Origin of the sequence: Salmonella sp. 5800 (assembly GCF_046558195.1) — a bacterium.
GTDB lineage: Bacteria > Pseudomonadota > Gammaproteobacteria > Enterobacterales > Enterobacteriaceae > Salmonella > Salmonella enterica.
This window is the reverse complement of the sequence record NZ_JBGDOX010000013.1, coordinates 35361-52197: the sequence shown is the minus strand read 5'-3', so window position 1 is coordinate 52197 and position 16837 is coordinate 35361. Positions and strand designations below refer to the sequence as shown.

15 protein-coding genes and 1 pseudogene are annotated in these 16837 nt (G+C 49.5%); 4 read left to right on the top strand and 12 right to left on the bottom strand.

The annotated features are described in order from the left end of the window. Positions 1 to 29: 29 nt before the first annotated feature. Both potB and potA read right to left on the bottom strand, forming a co-directional pair. Positions 30 to 893: a spermidine/putrescine ABC transporter permease PotB gene (gene potB, locus ACLJZ5_RS19900; RefSeq protein ID WP_000799391.1), complete on the bottom strand. Its 864-nt coding sequence runs from the start codon at positions 891 to 893 to the stop codon at positions 30 to 32. Then, positions 877 to 2013: a spermidine/putrescine ABC transporter ATP-binding protein PotA gene (gene potA, locus ACLJZ5_RS19895; protein ID WP_000531582.1), complete on the bottom strand. Its 1137-nt coding sequence runs from the start codon at positions 2011 to 2013 to the stop codon at positions 877 to 879. The genes potB and potA overlap by 17 nt, the downstream gene beginning before the upstream one ends. 250 nt (positions 2014 to 2263) lie before the next feature. On the opposite strand from potA, the gene pepT reads away from it, so the two are divergent. Together pepT and ACLJZ5_RS19885 are read left to right on the top strand one after the other, a co-directional pair. After that, positions 2264 to 3493, top strand: a complete 1230-nt coding sequence (gene pepT / locus ACLJZ5_RS19890) for a peptidase T (protein ID WP_000359412.1) — start codon at positions 2264 to 2266, stop codon at positions 3491 to 3493. Positions 3494 to 3496: 3 nt separating this feature from the next. Then, positions 3497 to 4831, top strand: a complete 1335-nt coding sequence (locus tag ACLJZ5_RS19885; protein ID WP_024797579.1) for a hypothetical protein — start codon at positions 3497 to 3499, stop codon at positions 4829 to 4831. A 39-nt stretch (positions 4832 to 4870) separates the two neighbouring features. Here ACLJZ5_RS19885 and roxA read toward each other — a convergent pair whose 3' ends face one another. From roxA to rluE, 9 genes are all read right to left on the bottom strand, one after another. After that, the gene (roxA, locus tag ACLJZ5_RS19880; RefSeq protein ID WP_000456527.1) at positions 4871 to 5992 is read right to left on the bottom strand and encodes a [50S ribosomal protein L16]-arginine 3-hydroxylase; all 1122 of its coding nucleotides are present in this window, start codon (positions 5990 to 5992) and stop codon (positions 4871 to 4873) included. An 80-nt stretch (positions 5993 to 6072) separates the two neighbouring features. Next, on the bottom strand, positions 6073 to 7536 hold the full coding sequence (gene phoQ, locus ACLJZ5_RS19875; protein ID WP_001031687.1) for a two-component system sensor histidine kinase PhoQ: 1464 nt from the start codon (positions 7534 to 7536) through the stop codon (positions 6073 to 6075). Then, complete coding sequence (gene phoP, locus ACLJZ5_RS19870; protein ID WP_001537766.1) at positions 7536 to 8207, bottom strand: two-component system response regulator PhoP; 672 nt, start codon at positions 8205 to 8207, stop codon at positions 7536 to 7538. Before phoP ends, phoQ begins: the two co-directional genes overlap by 1 nt. A 126-nt stretch (positions 8208 to 8333) precedes the next feature. Continuing rightward, positions 8334 to 9704, bottom strand: a complete 1371-nt coding sequence (purB, locus tag ACLJZ5_RS19865; RefSeq protein ID WP_000423763.1) for an adenylosuccinate lyase — start codon at positions 9702 to 9704, stop codon at positions 8334 to 8336. 3 nt (positions 9705 to 9707) lie between these two features. Next, on the bottom strand, positions 9708 to 10349 hold the full coding sequence (gene hflD / locus ACLJZ5_RS19860; protein ID WP_001519653.1) for a high frequency lysogenization protein HflD: 642 nt from the start codon (positions 10347 to 10349) through the stop codon (positions 9708 to 9710). Between the two features lie 86 nt (positions 10350 to 10435). After that, entirely contained in the window at positions 10436 to 11542 is a 1107-nt protein-coding gene (gene mnmA / locus ACLJZ5_RS19855; RefSeq protein WP_000004540.1) for a tRNA 2-thiouridine(34) synthase MnmA, read from the bottom strand. Between the two features lie 53 nt (positions 11543 to 11595). Then, positions 11596 to 12057, bottom strand: a complete 462-nt coding sequence (locus ACLJZ5_RS19850; RefSeq protein ID WP_000476064.1) for an NUDIX hydrolase — start codon at positions 12055 to 12057, stop codon at positions 11596 to 11598. Positions 12058 to 12068: 11 nt separating this feature from the next. Further along, complete coding sequence (locus tag ACLJZ5_RS19845; protein ID WP_024797578.1) at positions 12069 to 12398, bottom strand: lysozyme inhibitor LprI family protein; 330 nt, start codon at positions 12396 to 12398, stop codon at positions 12069 to 12071. After that, on the bottom strand, positions 12395 to 13060 hold the full coding sequence (gene rluE, locus ACLJZ5_RS19840; protein WP_024797577.1) for a 23S rRNA pseudouridine(2457) synthase RluE: 666 nt from the start codon (positions 13058 to 13060) through the stop codon (positions 12395 to 12397). The genes ACLJZ5_RS19845 and rluE overlap by 4 nt, the downstream gene beginning before the upstream one ends. A 171-nt stretch (positions 13061 to 13231) precedes the next feature. Here rluE and icd point away from each other — a divergent pair, with 171 nt between their 5' ends. Both icd and sopF read left to right on the top strand, forming a co-directional pair. After that, positions 13232 to 14482 (top strand): NADP-dependent isocitrate dehydrogenase, encoded by a 1251-nt coding sequence (icd, locus tag ACLJZ5_RS19835; protein WP_000444508.1) that lies wholly within the window; start codon positions 13232 to 13234, stop codon positions 14480 to 14482. Between the two features lie 458 nt (positions 14483 to 14940). Next, on the top strand, positions 14941 to 16065 hold the full coding sequence (sopF, locus tag ACLJZ5_RS19830; protein ID WP_024797576.1) for a type III secretion system effector SopF: 1125 nt from the start codon (positions 14941 to 14943) through the stop codon (positions 16063 to 16065). A 191-nt stretch (positions 16066 to 16256) separates the two neighbouring features. On the opposite strand, the pseudogene ACLJZ5_RS19825 reads toward sopF, so the two are convergent. Beyond that, positions 16257 to 16403 (bottom strand): annotated as a pseudogene (locus ACLJZ5_RS19825) (hypothetical protein); the annotation flags it as partial. Positions 16404 to 16837: the final 434 nt, after the last annotated feature.

Below are 16837 nucleotides of genomic sequence, written 5' to 3'. Positions count from 1 at the left end.
ATGCGTGTGGATTTGTTAGCGTTGCGCAATTAATCGCTTATATCACTCACCTTCTTATTCAATAAGCGGGAAGCCCGCCAGTAAATCAACAGCATGAGTCCCATCACAATGGTCAGCGTAATGCTGGTCGCCGCGCCAAACGGCCAGTCGCGAATATTCAGGAACTGTACCTTAATGACGTTACCAATCAGCAGGTTTTTCGCGCCCCCCATTAAATCGGAGACGTAGAACAGGCCCATTGCCGGTAGCATCACGAGCAGGCAACCGGCGACAATGCCCGGCATGGTTAATGGAATAATGATGCGGATGAACGTTTGCATTTTACTGGCGCCGAGATCGCGTGCGGCCTCCAGTAGCGGTTTGTCGAGCTTCTCAATGCTGGAGTAGAGCGGCATGACCATAAACGGCAGCAAAATGTAAACCAGGCCGATAATAACGGCACTCGGGGTGAACATGATGCGAATCGGCGTATCAATCACGCCCAGCCACAGCAGGAATTCATTGAGATAACCTTTAGTGCTCAGGAATATTTTCAACCCATAGATGCGGATCAGTGAGTTGGTCCAGAAAGGAACAATCAGCAAAAACAGCAATAACGGACGTATCTTTTCCGGTAACTTCGCCAGAAACCAGGCAAAAGGATAGCCCAGCACCAGGCAGGAGAGGGTGGCGATCAGCGCCATATTCAGAGAGTGCAGGAGCACTTCAAAATAGAGCGGATCGAGCAGGCGTGCGTAGTTATCCAGCGTAAAGACCATCTTGACGAAACTGGCGTCGTCACGGGTCAGAAAGCTGGTGCCAATGATCATCAGGTTGGGCAGAAAAACAAACAACACAAGCCAACCGACGATAGTGACAATCACTACATTCTGGAATTTACTTGTGTTCTTCATCAGCCAGTACGACCTCCCAGCTTTCTACCCAACTAATGGCCATTTTTTGGTCAAGTGAATGGTCGAAGTCAGGATCATCTTCGTTGAAGAATTCGCTGACCATCACCATTTTGCCATTTTCCAGTTCAACCACCGACTCCAGCGTCATACCTTTATAATTGCGCTCGCGCACGTAGCCGATAAGCCCTTCGATGTGGTTATCATCGTTGATCTCTTCGACGCGTAGATCTTCCGGTCGCAGCAGGACGTTCAGTTTTTGGCCTGGTTCGACAGCGAAATTGACGTATATATTGCACTCCCGACCTTCTACGCTGGCGCGGACGCGCTGTTCATCAAGCCGTTCAATGACGGTTGCGTCAAAGCGGTTAATTTCGCCGATAAAACCGGCGACAAACAGGTTTTTTGGCTCTTCATAGATTTCACGCGGCGTGCCGTCTTGCTCAATCACGCCATTACGCATTACCACGATACGATCGGACATGGTGAGCGCTTCTTCCTGATCGTGAGTGACAAAAACAAACGTGATACCGAGTTTACGCTGTAATGCTTTAAGCTCGTTCTGCATTTGTTTGCGCAATTTATAGTCCAGCGCGGAGAGCGATTCATCCAGTAATAACAGGCGAGGTTTATTCACCACCGCGCGGGCGATAGCCACACGCTGCTGCTGTCCGCCGGAAAGCTGGTGCGGTTTACGTTGTGCAAACTCTTCAAGCTGCACCATACGCAGCGCATCGGTCACGCGGGGCGCAATCTCGGCGGCTGGCGTTTTTTGCATCCGTAAGCCAAACGCGACATTTTCAAACACCGTCATATGCGGAAATAAAGCGTAGCTTTGAAATACGGTGTTCACATAACGATTTTCGGCGGGAACGTGGGTGATATCCTGGTTATCCAACATGATATGCCCGGCATCAACGGTTTCCAGGCCGGCAATCAGGCGAAGAACGGTTGTTTTACCGCAGCCGGAAGGGCCAAGCAGCGTGAGGAATTCGCCATTGTTAATGGTCAAATCCAGTTGTGAAATGACCTCTTTGCCATCGAAACTTTTGCTAATTCCCGACAAAAGCACCAGCGGTGAAAGCGAACGCGGTTGTTTATTCAATTTCTTACTCTGTCCCATGTAAACGCAACGGATGGCTGACCGCTGCGGGGTTTGTGGTTAACCACCTTAATCACTCTTAATGAGGGCGGTCATTCTACGGCAAACCACTGTGATCGCCAATCCTTGTTGCGAATTACTGACTTAGCTTTATAGTCAGAAAGCGTGTCAAAGTGAAATATTCTTGTTTGCAGGGATAAAAGTGACCTGACGCAATATTTGTCTTTTCTTGCTTATTAATAATGTTGTCACGAAAAGTGAGGGTGACTGCATGGATAAACTACTTGAGCGTTTTTTACACTACGTATCGCTGGATACCCAATCAAAGTCGGGTGTTCGGCAGGTTCCCAGCACTGAGGGGCAGTGGAAGTTACTACGTTTGCTCAAACAGCAGCTCGAAGAGATGGGGCTGGTTAACATTACATTAAGCGAAAAAGGGACGTTGATGGCGACGCTCCCGGCCAATGTTGAGGGGGATATTCCCGCCATTGGTTTTATCTCCCATGTGGATACCTCTCCGGATTTCAGCGGTAAAAACGTTAACCCGCAGATTGTCGAGAATTATCGCGGCGGCGATATAGCATTAGGGATTGGCGATGAGGTGTTGTCACCCGTGATGTTCCCGGTACTGCATCAATTACTGGGACAGACGCTGATTACTACCGATGGTAAGACATTGCTGGGCGCGGACGATAAAGCCGGTGTTGCGGAGATCATGACCGCGCTGGCGGTGCTGAAAGGTAATCCTATTCCCCACGGCGACATTAAAGTGGCGTTTACGCCTGACGAAGAGGTAGGGAAAGGCGCGAAGCACTTCGATGTTGAGGAATTTGGCGCGCAGTGGGCCTATACGGTCGACGGCGGCGGCGTGGGCGAACTGGAGTTTGAAAACTTCAATGCCGCCTCGGTGAATATCAAAATCGTCGGCAATAACGTGCATCCTGGTACGGCGAAAGGTGTGATGGTCAATGCGCTGTCGTTGGCGGCGAGGATTCACGCGGAAGTGCCGGCGGATGAAGCGCCTGAAACCACTGAAGGTTACGAAGGGTTTTATCATCTGGCCAGCATGAAAGGCACCGTTGACCGGGCCGAAATGCACTACATCATTCGCGATTTCGACCGTAAGCAGTTTGAAGCGCGTAAACGCAAAATGATGGAGATTGCCAAAAAAGTCGGCAAGGGGCTGCATCCGGACTGCTATATCGAACTGGTGATTGAAGACAGTTATTACAATATGCGCGAAAAAGTGGTTGAGCATCCGCATATTCTCGATATCGCCCAGCAGGCCATGCGCGACTGTCATATTACGCCGGAGATGAAACCGATTCGCGGCGGTACAGACGGGGCGCAACTGTCGTTTATGGGCTTGCCGTGTCCTAATCTCTTTACCGGCGGATATAACTATCATGGTAAACATGAGTTTGTGACGCTGGAGGGGATGGAAAAAGCGGTACAGGTGATTGTACGTATCGCGGAGCTGACGGCGAAGCGCGGCCAGTAGCGAATGTTACGCATTGTGGTGAAGCGTTTTATTATTTATGGCGGGATATTTTCCGCCATAAATTTTTCTGCCTGGAGCGCCGAATATCCGCCTTCCTGGTCCCAGCGCCAGCAACAATCTGCAGCATGTTTTATGACCGGCGATGAAACCTGCATGACGTTTATTGATGATGCGGTGAGGCTGGCCTCGCGGCAATATGGCAAACGCTCAATACAGCTTGTTCGTAGCCTGCTATTACAAAGCGATATTTATCAATGGCTGGGTAAACCTGAATTAACGCCGCAAATGCTGCTGCGAGCGCGGGCAATCATGAAAACATTTCCGGCGGGCACTTATCCGGGCGATCGGGCCGATATGTTTGAACACCTTGCGGCCTTTAATGTTTACAGTGACGATCGCCATATAGAGTATTCATCTACAGAGCAGTGGCGATACGAGATCAAGGTTGATTACCGTCAGCGAATAGCCTGGCAAGAGCAGGCATTAACGTGGCGTCTTAAAGACAAAAAGGCATCGACGGAGGCATTGGTTTATACCTTAAACAGGATGCGCGACGCTTATTCTGATGCGCTGGAAGAGCGGGATGTCGAATGTGATAGTGCGCGTAAAGCCTATTATTTGGCGAAGATAGACGCAACGGAGCGGCAGTGGTTGGGCGTTATTTTACGGGATAAAACCTGGGATAATCGTGAGCGCGTCGCCTCTTTTTTGCAGCAGAAAGCGGATATTGCTTATAATGCAGGACATATTAGCGAGGCGATTAATGCGCTAAGTCAGGCGCTAAAAATTAAGCAAACGCTTTATGGCGCCGAATTCGGCGAAATGACGGTTGACAGCAATAATCTTGCTGGCTTTTATGCACAGGGCCATCATTATAAGGAAGCGAAAGATCTCTACCTTAAACTTATCGCGTATTACCAGAGCCGTTTAACGCCAATGGCGACGGTAATATCACGATTACGCTTTTATTTGCCCGAAAACATCGACCTGGACAGTACCTCCCCCTATCTCCCATTGCTGGAAGAATATAAACGTCGGCAGTCCGACGTATCCATGGTGTTGTATGGTATTTCGCTGCTTTATAAGAATAATCAACAGCTTGAACAAGCAAAAGACTTTGCGGAACGCGCCTTTACGCTTGATGCCGTAGCTTATCCAGCAAAGATGCAGTATGAACGATTACAGCAACTGGCTAATATTGCCGAAGGTCTTGGAGATAACGTACTGGCGCGGCGCTATCGGCAAATGTCATTTCGCCATCGAATGGCCCACTCGATTTATCCGGGCGATCCGCAATATAACGATTTCGCCAAACCTGGCGGCGATCGTTGTGGATAGTTTGCGTCAGCCCGGCGGTCGCCGGGCATTGCGATGTTCTTATCCTTCGAAGAACCAGTACCCGCTATTCACCAGCGCCGCCAGCATCGCGAGGAAGGACGGGTCTTCCAGCGCATCGCCGAAGTTTTCAGCGGTCAGTGCAATATGACTGGCGAGCGCCTCCAGAGCGGGGCGATGCGGAGAGTCTATTTTTTCGCCATTCGCATAGACCTCATCGCCGATACGCAATACGCGAAGCCCGCCGAGACGTACTAATACCTCGCCTTGCTTTAAGGCATCGTAAATTTCATCAGGCTGATACGGCGGCTCCGGCGGCGCAATATCCAGTTCGTGGCGTGACTGAGAGAGAAACTCGCCAAGCCACTGTTGGAAATGCGCGGGTTGATTGATCAAATCGAGCATCATATTACGCAGTTTATCCATCTCCTGCGGCAGGATATCCGCCGGATGCTTGCGGGACGGCATATCCGGATCGCTGTAGTATGTATTGCCCAACTCCCGTTGCAGGACGTAATCGGCAAAACCGCTGATCAGCTCACGGCTATTGGGCGCGCGAAAACCGACCGAATAGTTCATGGCGTTTTCCAGCGCATAGCCTTCATGCGGGAATCCTGGCGGAATATATAGAATGTCGCCCGGCTCCAGCTCTTCATCAATAATGGCCTCGAACGGATCGACTTGTAACAGGTCGGGATGCGGGCAGTGCTGACGCATTTGCAGCTTTTCGCCCACGCGCCAGCGACGGCGACCGGTTCCCTGGATAATAAACACATCATACTGATCCAGATGCGGGCCAACGCCGCCGCCGGGGACGGAAAAGGAGATCATCAGATCGTCGATACGCCAGTCCGGCAGAGCGCGGAACGGGCGCATCAAGGCGGCGGTGGGTTCATGCCAGTGGTTTACCGCCTGTACCAGCAGCGACCAGTTGCTCTCACCCAGATGATCGTAGCTTTCGAAAGGGCCATGGCTGACCTGCCATTTGCCATCCTGATGGCTAACGAGACGACTGTCGATTTCGCTTTCCATCGCCAGCCCCGCCAGCTCATCCGGCGAGAGCGGATCGATAAAGTTAGTAAACCCACGTTTTAAGACCACCGGGCGTTTTTGCCAGTGGCGTTCAAGAAAGTCGGGCCAGTTAAGAGTTAATTGGTATTCCATGTTAAGTATCCGCAGGCTGGTATCTGACACCGATTATAACGGATGCTTAACGAGATGCGTGGAAGAACGCACAGAAATGTTTATTCCTCTTTCTGAGTGGGATGCTGTCGGCCAAAAACGACCTCCATACGGGCACCGCCGAGCAGACTGTCGCTGGCAATGATCTGCCCGGCGTATTGTTCCGTAATCTCGCGCGCGACAGCCAGCCCCACGCCTTGTCCTGGTCGTAGGGTATCGGCGCGCTGACCGCGATCAAACACCAGGGAACGTTTGCTGTGGGGAATGCCTGGGCCGTCATCTTCGACGAAAATATGCAAATGATCGTCGGTCTGGCGAGCCGAAATCTCGACAAACTCCAGGCAATATTTACAAGCGTTGTCCAGTACGTTGCCCATTACTTCGACAAAGTCGTTTTGCTCGCCAACAAAACTGATCTCTGGTGAAATATCCATACTGATATTCACCCCTTTACGCTGATAAACTTTATTGAGCGCGGAGATCAGGTTATCTAACAACGGCGCGACGGGATGCAGTTCGCGGCTTAACAATACGCCGCTACCGCGCATACTGGCGCGATGCAGATAATAGCCGATCTGCTGGGAAATCCGGCTGATCTGTTCCAGCATCACCGGTTCAGCTTTGCTGACGCTCATCTTTTCGTTGCGTAAAGAGCGTAAGGTACTCTGCAAAACCGCGAGCGGCGTTTTTAAACTGTGCGTCAGGTCGGTCAGGGTCGTGCGATATTTGTTATAACGTTCACGCTCGCTTTTGAGCAGTTGATTAAGGTTGCGCACAAGGCTGGTCAGCTCACGCGTCGTCTCCGGATTGAGCATTTCGCGGTGATGATCTTCAAGCTCGCGGACTTCCCGTGCCAGCGCCTCGATAGGGCGTAAGCTCCACCAGGCGGCGATCCACAGTAAAGGAATGACTAACAGTAAATTGGCGGCCAGCACGTATACGAACCAGCTCCACACCATATAGGAGCGTTTTAGTTCTATCGGAATGGTATCGACCACCACGATGGTTAACTGCGGCATCCGCGCCGTGGCAGGATAAATATTTACCGCTACCGAGTGGGTCATCTCGGCATCATCGTCATCTTCACGTACTTCTTTGAGTTTTTCCTGCGCGGAATGGTCTTCGCTCAACAGCGTGCTGGTGGCGTCTACGTTGGTTTCAATTTCATGGAAGCCGTTCGTTTTTAACCATTCCGGTTGAATGCTTTTAATCAGCCAGGGAATGTTGCGCTGCGTCCATAATAATTTGCCCGTTTCATCGTAAATCAGGGTCATGGTCGGGCTTTGCATGTCCAGATTTTCAGGCAGCTCAACGCTGATTTTATTATTTTCCCATTTGGCGAGGGTATAAAACAGGTTGCTTTCGCCGCGCAGCAAACGAAAGGTGGTTTTATCAAAACTTACGCTATAGCCGACCAGCGCCACTATGCCATATGCCAAAGAAAGCACCAGCACGACGCCGGCTGTCGCCAGCAAAAAACGAACCCGCAGCGACAGCGGCAGAAAATGGCGAGCAAATTTATTCATTAGCGCAATTCAAAAAGATATCCTTGTCCGCGTACGGTGGTAATGACATCGTGCGGATACTGGGCCTGTATTTTTTTCCGCAGACGCCCCATGAGAACATCAATGGTATGACTTTCCCGCAGTTCCGCATCCGGATACAGTTGAAGCATCAGCGAATCTTTGCTGACCACTTTACCGTTGTTACGGATAAGCGTTTCCATAATGGTGTATTCGAACGCCGTGAGTTTGATGACCTCTTCATTGACGGATAATTCCCGACGTGAGAGATCCACCTGGAAAGGCGGGATGTTGATCACCTGGGAGGCCAGACCGCTATTACGGCGCATTAACGCCTGCATACGAGCCATTACCTCTTCGATGTGGAATGGCTTCGTTACGTAGTCATCGGCCCCGGAGCTGAGAACCTCGACTTTATCCTGCCAGCCTTCGCGCGCGGTTAACACCAGAACCGGCAGTGAAACATCACTGCTGCGCCAGCGGCGTATCAAGGAAAGGCCGTCTTCATCCGGCAGACCTAAATCGACAATAGCGATATCCGGAAGGTGTTCATTAAGGTAGTAATCAGCTTCCCTGGCATCTTCTGCGGCATCGACCTGGTGACCTGAATCCTGGAGCTGAACCTTCAGGTGGTGGCGTAATAATGCATTATCCTCTACAACCAGTACGCGCATCATCTCTTCTCCCTTGTGTTAACAATAAGAACAGTCTAGCGTTGATTATGGTGCTTTGGGGATAAACAGTTAATAAACCAGACAAATAGTCACCCTCTTTCTGAAGAAAAGAGGGTGAGGCAGACATTATTTAAGTTCGTCGACCAGAGTCACAGCGCGACCGATATAATTTGCCGGCGTCATGGCTTTAAGGCGCGTTTTTTCTGCTTCCGGCAGGGCCAGACTATCAATAAACTGTTTCATTCCTTCGGCATCAACACGCTTGCCACGGGTCAACTCTTTCAGTTTTTCATATGGTTTTTCAATACCATAGCGGCGCATGACGGTCTGGATCGGTTCGGCTAATACTTCCCAGTTGTGATCCAGTTCGTCAAGCAGATGATCGCGGTTTACTTCCAGCTTGCTGACGCCCTTCAGGGTGGACTGATAAGCGATAAGCGCATAACCGATGCCGACACCCAGGTTACGCAGGACGGTTGAGTCGGTCAGATCGCGCTGCCAGCGGGAAACCGGCAGTTTGTTTGCCAGATGGTGCAACACTGCATTAGACAGACCGAGGTTGCCTTCTGAGTTTTCAAAGTCAATGGGGTTAACTTTATGCGGCATGGTAGAAGAACCGATCTCCCCGGCGATGGTTTTCTGTTTGAAATGGTTCAACGCAATATAGCCCCAGACATCGCGATCGAAATCGATCAGGATGGTGTTAAAGCGCGCGATACAGTCAAACAGTTCCGCAATATAATCATGCGGTTCAATCTGGGTGGTGTAAGGGTTCCACTGGATGCCCAGCGAGGTGACGAACTCTTCGCTGAACTGATGCCAGTCAACTTCCGGATAGGCGGCGATATGCGCGTTATAGTTGCCTACGGCGCCGTTGATTTTACCGAGGATCTCCACCTGGTTGAGCTGGCGGAACTGACGCTCCATACGATACGCCACGTTCGCCATCTCTTTACCCAGAGTGGAAGGCGTTGCCGGCTGGCCGTGGGTGCGGGAGAGCAGAGGAATGTCGCGATACTGCGTGGCGAGATCTTTAACCGCGTTAATCACCTGACGCCAGTAAGGCAGGATCACTTCATCGCGCGCGGTTTTGAGCATTAACGCGTGCGACAGGTTGTTAATGTCCTCAGAAGTGCAGGCAAAGTGGATAAATTCGGAAACGTCATGTAGCGCCGGGATCGCGGCGACTTTTTCTTTCAGAAAATACTCAACCGCTTTCACATCGTGATTCGTGGTGCGCTCAATGGTTTTAATGCGCGCGGCATCTTCTTCATTGAAGTTTGCCACAAGCGTATCCAGGTAACCGTTTGCGTCGGCAGCAAAAGCAGGAACTTCCTTGATCGCTGCGTGCGCGGCTAATTTCTGCAGCCAACGTACTTCGACTTGTACACGAAATTTCAGCAAACCGTATTCGCTAAAAATTCCGCGCAGCGCGCTGACTTTATCGCCGTAGCGTCCATCGACAGGGGAAACGGCGGTCAGTGAGGATAATTCCATAGATCATAACTCCGGGGTTAAATGAGCAAGAATTTGTTTTGCCTGAGTCGTCAGGCGATGACGAGAAAACATAAGCTGTAGGCGACCACCGCCTACCTGATGCCAGAGCACGGCTGCACGGATGCCTGCCAGTAGCGAAGCGCGGACTTTGGCCTGAACCTGCGGACTTTGCAGAACGGCCGGGGAGCCCGTCACCTGAATGCGTGGGCCCAATGGGCTAATCACATCCACGTAGATGCCCGCCATGGCGCTCATTAACGTGTCTGACTGTAAATCAAAATGGTCAAGCTGGCGCTGCAGGCCGTTAATGCGATCGCCTAACGTATTCAATGCGCCTTTGGCGGATGACAGCTTGCGCTCCAGCACCATCAGGCTAAGCGTATAACGCGTCAGTTCGGCGTTAAGTCCTTGTCGGCTGCTGGCATTCAGCACGCCGAGCAGTGTTTCCAGACCAAGACGCAGGTTAGCTTCGCTGCCGCCGAACACACCCAGAGTAGAACTGGGATTCATATCAATGACACTGTTGAGTGAAACGTGCAACGCATCGGCATCACAGTGCCCCTGGTGCGCCAGTTGTTGCACCAGGCGTGCCGACTGGCAAATGCCAGACAGCGCGAGGGTGATGTCATAATAATTCTTTGCCACAATCACTGCTTCCTTGTATCAAATAAAATACACTTCATCTTTTAAGCCGCTTTGAGGCGACTTGAATGGTGTTGTGTATTGAATAATCAGACCGTCAGCGGCAGTCGCTGCTCGATAATGCCGCCGCCCAGGCAGACTTCGCCGCTGTAAAAGACAGCGGACTGGCCCGGCGTAACGGCGGCAACAGGCTCGTCAAAAATGACCTCGATACGATCGTCATCCAGCGCGTTAATCGTGCACGGAATATCGGTCTGGCGGTAGCGGGTTTTTACCGTACAGCGCAGGGTGCCGGTGAACGGTTCGCGATCGACCCAATGTAGCTGCTGGGCGATGAGGCCTACCGACATCAGACGTGGGTGCTCATGCCCCTGGGCGACAATTAACACATTGTTTTCAACGTCTTTATCCACCACATACCAGGGGTCTTCGCTACCGTCTTTGGTGCCGCCGATTCCCAGCCCTTTACGCTGACCGAGCGTATGATACATCAGACCCTGATGCTCGCCGATTTCATCGCCGTCAACGGTAATGATTTTCCCCGGCTGCGCAGGCAGATAGCGCCCTAAAAAGTCGCGGAATTTGCGCTCGCCGATAAAGCAGATACCGGTAGAATCTTTTTTCTTTGCGGTTACCAGCCCCAGATCTTCGGCGATTTTACGCACCTGCGGTTTTTCCAGCTCGCCAACCGGGAACAGACTTTGCGCAATCTGCTCATGGCCAAGCGTATAGAGGAAGTAGCTCTGGTCTTTGTTACCGTCGAGCCCGCGCAACAACCGGCTTTTGCCGTTTACATCCGCGCGGCGGACGTAGTGACCGGTGGCGATATAGTCGGCGCCTAAATCTTCTGCGGCAAATTCAAGGAAGGCTTTAAATTTGATCTCTTTATTGCACAGAATATCCGGGTTCGGCGTACGGCCCGCTTTGTACTCTTCAAGGAACAGTTCAAAGACGTTATCCCAATATTCTGCGGCAAAATTAACGGTATGCAGTTCAATGCCAAGCTTGTCGCACACGGCCTGCGCGTCAGCCAGATCGGCTGCTGCGGTACAGTATTCCTCACCATCGTCCTCTTCCCAGTTCTTCATGAACAGGCCTTCTACCTGATAACCCTGTTGTTGCAACAGCCAGGCGGAAACGGAGGAATCGACACCGCCGGACATGCCGACGATCACTTTTTTTGGGCTTTCTGACATTGGAATACTCGCGACATTGAACTTCAAGGCGGCGTATTCTATCACGCAGCCCTTTACTTGACACCCTCTGTAAACGGCCAGTTAAATTCGCCCACTATAGATAAGGGGTAACGTTGTCCCGTTTGATAACTGCGAATGCTTTCAGCCACCAGCGGAGAACGTAAATTCGGCGCGTTCAGAATCTCGTCGGCGCTCACCCAACGGCAGCAATCTATGTCGTTGTCATGGGGGGCGGTCGCGCAAATATGATCAAGCTTGATAGCGAATAAAAAGCGCAGGAACGGGGTCTTATCCGGCGCAATCCACTGATGCATACGGATAAAATACTGTGGTTGCGCCGTGATGCCAGTCTCTTCCCACAGTTCACGCGCGGCGGCCTGCGCCAGCGTTTCATCTGCCTCCAGGTGTCCGGCAGGTTGATTCCATAACGATTTACCGTTGATGGTCTCTTCCACCACCAGAAATTTATCTTCGGCATGTACGATGCAGGCAACGGTCACGTGCGGCTTGAACATAGGCATCCTTATTAAAGCGGTTTATCAATGTGGTCATAGATCGCGTCAAGCTGTTTCAGACGCTCGTTATAAGCTTTTGTCAGGCAGGTGACGTCGGCCCTGCACTGCTGACGCTGTTTAAGCCAGCTCTGCTGGGCGTCCTGCAGGGCGCCGCGACTGCCCATCGCGAACAACCCTTTCAGAAACTGATATTTGGTGTGCATTTCCACGTCTTTATCATTCAGCGTCAGGTGCGCGCAGATAGCCTTTTCATCCGCAGCCTGCGCTTTCTGGCAGTCGAAGCTGGCCGCATTAACGGATAACGGTGTTAATAAAGCAAAAGCAATGAGAAGCCGTTTCATCTGTCTTTCTCCTGTGCGATCTCGCGCCACTGTCCATTATCGAGGCCGTTGAGCGTGTAGTCGCCCATGCTGTAACGAATTAATCGTAGAGTGGGATGACCGACATGCGCTGTCATGCGTCTTACCTGGCGGTTGCGGCCTTCATATAAGGTGACTTTTAGCCAACTGGTGGGAATATTCTTCCGTTCGCGAATCGGCGGGGTGCGCGGCCACAGCCAGTCAGGCTCCGCGACAATCTCAATACCGGCGGGCAGGATAGGGCCATCGTTGAGCGTGACGCCAGTACGAAGCGCCTGCAGCGCTGCATTATCCGGGATACCTTCTACCTGAACATAGTAAATCTTGCCGGTGCGTTTGCCCGGTTGCGTGAGGCGCGCCTGCAGCGCGCCGTCATTAGTCAGCACCAAAAGCCCTTCGCTGTCGCGGTCCAGGCGGCCTGCGGCATAAACGCCTTGCACAGGAATAAAATCTTTTAACGTGCGGCGACCTGCTTCATCCGTGAACTGCGGCAACACATCGTAAGGTTTATTGAACAAAACCACGCGTTTTGGCTGGTTTTCTTTCCGTGATTTAGATGCTTGTCGTGAGCTGAATCGCTTAACGTAGTGATTTCTAAAAGAAGTTTTTTGCATGGTGTTTTCAGAACTTATTAATTGCCGCATTATAGCGCAATAATGAGTGTCTTTCATGGCGGCAAACAATAGGGTAGTATTGACATGCTCATTACAAAACATTAACAAAAAATTGCTCTAACGCAGTCGTGCAGCAGGACGCCATTGCACATGCAGCGCGATGACAGACGAGCAAACCAGAAGCGCTCGAAGGAGAGGTGAATGGAAAGCAAAGTAGTTGTTCCGGTGGAAGGTAAGAAGATCACCCTGCAAAACGGCAAACTCAACGTTCCTGAGAATCCGATTATCCCGTTTATTGAAGGCGATGGTATCGGTGTTGATGTCACTCCAGCCATGCTTAAAGTGGTCGATGCCGCCGTCGAGAAAGCCTATAAAGGCGAGCGTAAAATTTCCTGGATGGAAATTTACACCGGAGAAAAATCCACACAGGTTTACGGCCAGGATGTCTGGCTTCCCGCTGAAACCCTTGATTTAATTCGTGATTACCGCGTAGCGATTAAAGGTCCGTTGACCACGCCGGTTGGCGGCGGTATCCGCTCTCTGAACGTTGCCCTGCGTCAGGAGCTTGACCTGTACGTTTGTCTGCGTCCCGTTCGTTACTATCAGGGCACGCCAAGTCCGGTGAAACATCCGGAGCTGACCGATATGGTCATCTTCCGTGAAAACTCTGAAGATATCTACGCCGGAATTGAATGGAAAGCTGACTCTGCAGACGCTGAGAAAGTGATCAAGTTCTTGCGCGAAGAGATGGGCGTGAAGAAAATTCGCTTCCCGGAGCACTGCGGTATCGGTATCAAACCGTGTTCTGAAGAAGGCACTAAACGTCTGGTTCGCGCGGCGATTGAATACGCTATTACTAACGATCGCGATTCCGTCACGCTGGTACATAAAGGCAATATCATGAAGTTCACCGAAGGCGCGTTTAAAGACTGGGGCTACCAGTTGGCGCGCGACGAGTTCGGCGGTGAGCTTATTGACGGCGGTCCATGGCTGAAAATTAAGAACCCGAACACGGGTAAAGAGATCGTGGTTAAAGACGTTATCGCCGATGCGTTCCTGCAACAGATCCTGTTGCGTCCGGCGGAATACGACGTTATCGCCTGTATGAACCTGAACGGTGACTATATTTCCGATGCCCTGGCGGCTCAGGTTGGCGGTATCGGTATTGCACCGGGTGCGAATATCGGCGACGAATGCGCGTTGTTTGAAGCCACTCACGGGACTGCGCCGAAATATGCGGGCCAGGATAAAGTCAACCCAGGCTCCATTATTCTGTCTGCGGAGATGATGCTGCGCCACATGCAGTGGTTCGAAGCGGCGGATCTGATTGTTAAAGGTATGGAAGGCGCGATTGCCGCGAAGACCGTGACCTATGACTTTGAACGCCTGATGGAAGGCGCTAAGCTGCTGAAATGTAGTGAGTTTGGCGACGCGATTATCGCAAATATGTAATAACGATAATTGTTAAAAACAAAAACGGGGACTTAACGTCCCCGTTTTTATTATTAGCATTCGAACGGTTATCAAAATTTTATCAAAAAAATTTATCAAAACTCCCTCAATTCTGACCGCAATAGTAATCCATCCTTTACGCCGATCGTCATGATAACCTGAGACCCCCTGAAAGCTGATAGTTACCGATTTTGATTGTGGTGGTTTTCTTTATGATGTGTGGTTTGGCTATTTTTTGAAAGTGCCTTACCAGATTTATTGTTATTATCAGGGGATTATTTCAATAAAAGGTGATGATTTATTGCCTGCAATAGTGGGTAGATTAAGCATTTTATGAAATTATTAGTGTCTTTATTTGCACTTCTATAAGGCTGTTAAGAGGTGTTGAAATATCAGCCTGGTAAAGAATACGTCAGCGAAAGTGAATGCTATATTAGTCATAAAAATTCAGGAGACATATGCTCAAACTTATCTTCTACAGTGGAAGTGTGAAGGTTCCGGAATATCTGGAAACAGATAAGGAAAAAAATGTCGGACGTACTCCTCTGTCTTCAGACATTCAGCAAATTAAAAATTTTGTTGAAGATGTTCCGCCATTTCCAGAAAGCAGAGCGGCGAGAGGTTCTGTAAGCGCAGCGTACAGGCTTTCTTTTGACGAAGTGTTTTGCGGTCTCAGCAATGAAGAGCGTAAAAAGGTGTATGGTCGCCTTTTTGGAAAACAAGTACTTGCGCATATTCATTCCAGGTGTCAGCGCGACGCTGACATAATAAGAGAAAAAGCGCTCAGGCGGATAAGCCGTGAGTGTGGTGCCGAAATAGATTGCGCTCTCTTACTAAATAAGATGGTGGATATTTTACAAAATGCCCGGCTGACAATAAATTTTAATGCAGCAAAAATTGACTTTGTCTCTCTCTTAAAAAATAAAGAATATCTGAACTCTTATGCATTAGGTTGCAGACCAGGAGATTTACCTGCTTATAATGTCGGGCGTGATTCAGTTGAAACTAAAGCATTTGAACTGGAGAAGCTTGCAGATTCACCTTATGCCCCATATGGTCAGACAGGCGGTTTTTCCGTAGCATATACTCCCAACAGTAAAACTTTTAGCCCTACAAGCAGACCAATTTATGCTGCACTGGACTTTCTGAACGGTGAAAATGGAGGTGCCAGCGCCTATGGGAAATCATTTTTTGAATTAAATGATAATGTAAAAACAAATTGTACATTCTCACCTTTTGATATCTACGGCCACAGATTTGGCCTGGATACGAGTAAATTATCTACATTTTGCCATATGGAGAACCTGATTGCATCCTGTCAAAATGATTTTTTTGGTTATAATTGCTTTAAGAGTTTGGTTAAAATGGCTAAGGACGAAAAATTTTTAGCTCATTCTAATTATGGTACAGGCTATGAAGGGAATTATATAGAGGCTCATATTCATGGTGATGTATGTTTATTCAGAGATATAAAGCACGTTTATTTGTCTTTGCAAGAAAACTCTTACTCGGAAAGTCAACTATATGATTATGCAAAACAAATAAACCAGGCGCTTAATAGAGACTGCATAATATTATATTGACAAGCTTATTATCAGGCTCTTTAAAAGAGCTTTAAATGATCATGAGCACATACTTCTTAAGGTAGGCAGTAACTGCTATCTGTTTATATTTATTAGCTTAGGATCAATCTGGCAGATACCTGGTGGCGCTCCAGTATGGCCTGGCAAAATGGAGGAATATGGACCAGCAGAAGCGCCTGCTGGCTATCGATATTCCTGCTCATCAGGTTTTTACGCCATCTACGCACATTTATTCTGCTATAAGTTGAAATACTGCAAAAAATATTAAGGCTTATTATTTTTTCTTTAAGTAAATTTTCGTTCAACAAACTTGGATGCGGGAATGTTTGAAATATTATTGCCTTATACTAGATCTCAGCGACCTACAGCTCACAACTTTATTAGATCATCTTTCTGAACATATTACTTTTCTGGCGGTTATCAACAATAGGCTGACTAAATTGCCAGACACTTTACCAGGAGGGTACAGATAGATTACGCGGGTAGGATCACTACACCGGAAAAAGATTGCCAGTTAATAAGATGTCGTCCATGATTCAGTTGGATGATAATGATTTATTCCCCACTCTTTGATCCTATAATAGTGATCTGATAGTTATCCAGAACGTTCTTACAGAGGGTGGGCTTGTTAAATAATCATCAAGTTATTAATGAGTTATGTCCTGCTTTGCTGAAAATAAAAACCAGTAGACAGACGACGGCGATCAATATGAGCCGGAAGTACCTGTGTTATTACCGTGGCAGAAATTCTGTAACTGATAAAATAGGTGTG

Excerpts from the sequence above, each read along its gene's own strand:
- phoP (WP_001537766.1), bottom strand. The coding sequence starts at position 8,207 with ATGCGCGTACTGGTTGTAGAGGATAATGCATTATTACGCCACCACCTG.
- ACLJZ5_RS19845 (WP_024797578.1), bottom strand. The coding sequence starts at position 12,398 with ATGAAACGGCTTCTCATTGCTTTTGCTTTATTAACACCGTTATCCGTT.
- purB (WP_000423763.1), bottom strand. The coding sequence starts at position 9,704 with ATGGAATTATCCTCACTGACCGCCGTTTCCCCTGTCGATGGACGCTAC.
- sopF (WP_024797576.1), top strand. The coding sequence starts at position 14,941 with ATGCTCAAACTTATCTTCTACAGTGGAAGTGTGAAGGTTCCGGAATAT.
- potA (WP_000531582.1), bottom strand. The coding sequence starts at position 2,013 with ATGGGACAGAGTAAGAAATTGAATAAACAACCGCGTTCGCTTTCACCG.
- potB (WP_000799391.1), bottom strand. The coding sequence starts at position 893 with ATGAAGAACACAAGTAAATTCCAGAATGTAGTGATTGTCACTATCGTC.
- mnmA (WP_000004540.1), bottom strand. The coding sequence starts at position 11,542 with ATGTCAGAAAGCCCAAAAAAAGTGATCGTCGGCATGTCCGGCGGTGTC.
- pepT (WP_000359412.1), top strand. The coding sequence starts at position 2,264 with ATGGATAAACTACTTGAGCGTTTTTTACACTACGTATCGCTGGATACC.
- icd (WP_000444508.1), top strand. The coding sequence starts at position 13,232 with ATGGAAAGCAAAGTAGTTGTTCCGGTGGAAGGTAAGAAGATCACCCTG.
- rluE (WP_024797577.1), bottom strand. The coding sequence starts at position 13,060 with ATGCGGCAATTAATAAGTTCTGAAAACACCATGCAAAAAACTTCTTTT.
- roxA (WP_000456527.1), bottom strand. The coding sequence starts at position 5,992 with ATGGAATACCAATTAACTCTTAACTGGCCCGACTTTCTTGAACGCCAC.
- ACLJZ5_RS19885 (WP_024797579.1), top strand. The coding sequence starts at position 3,497 with ATGTTACGCATTGTGGTGAAGCGTTTTATTATTTATGGCGGGATATTT.
- ACLJZ5_RS19850 (WP_000476064.1), bottom strand. The coding sequence starts at position 12,057 with ATGTTCAAGCCGCACGTGACCGTTGCCTGCATCGTACATGCCGAAGAT.
- phoQ (WP_001031687.1), bottom strand. The coding sequence starts at position 7,536 with ATGAATAAATTTGCTCGCCATTTTCTGCCGCTGTCGCTGCGGGTTCGT.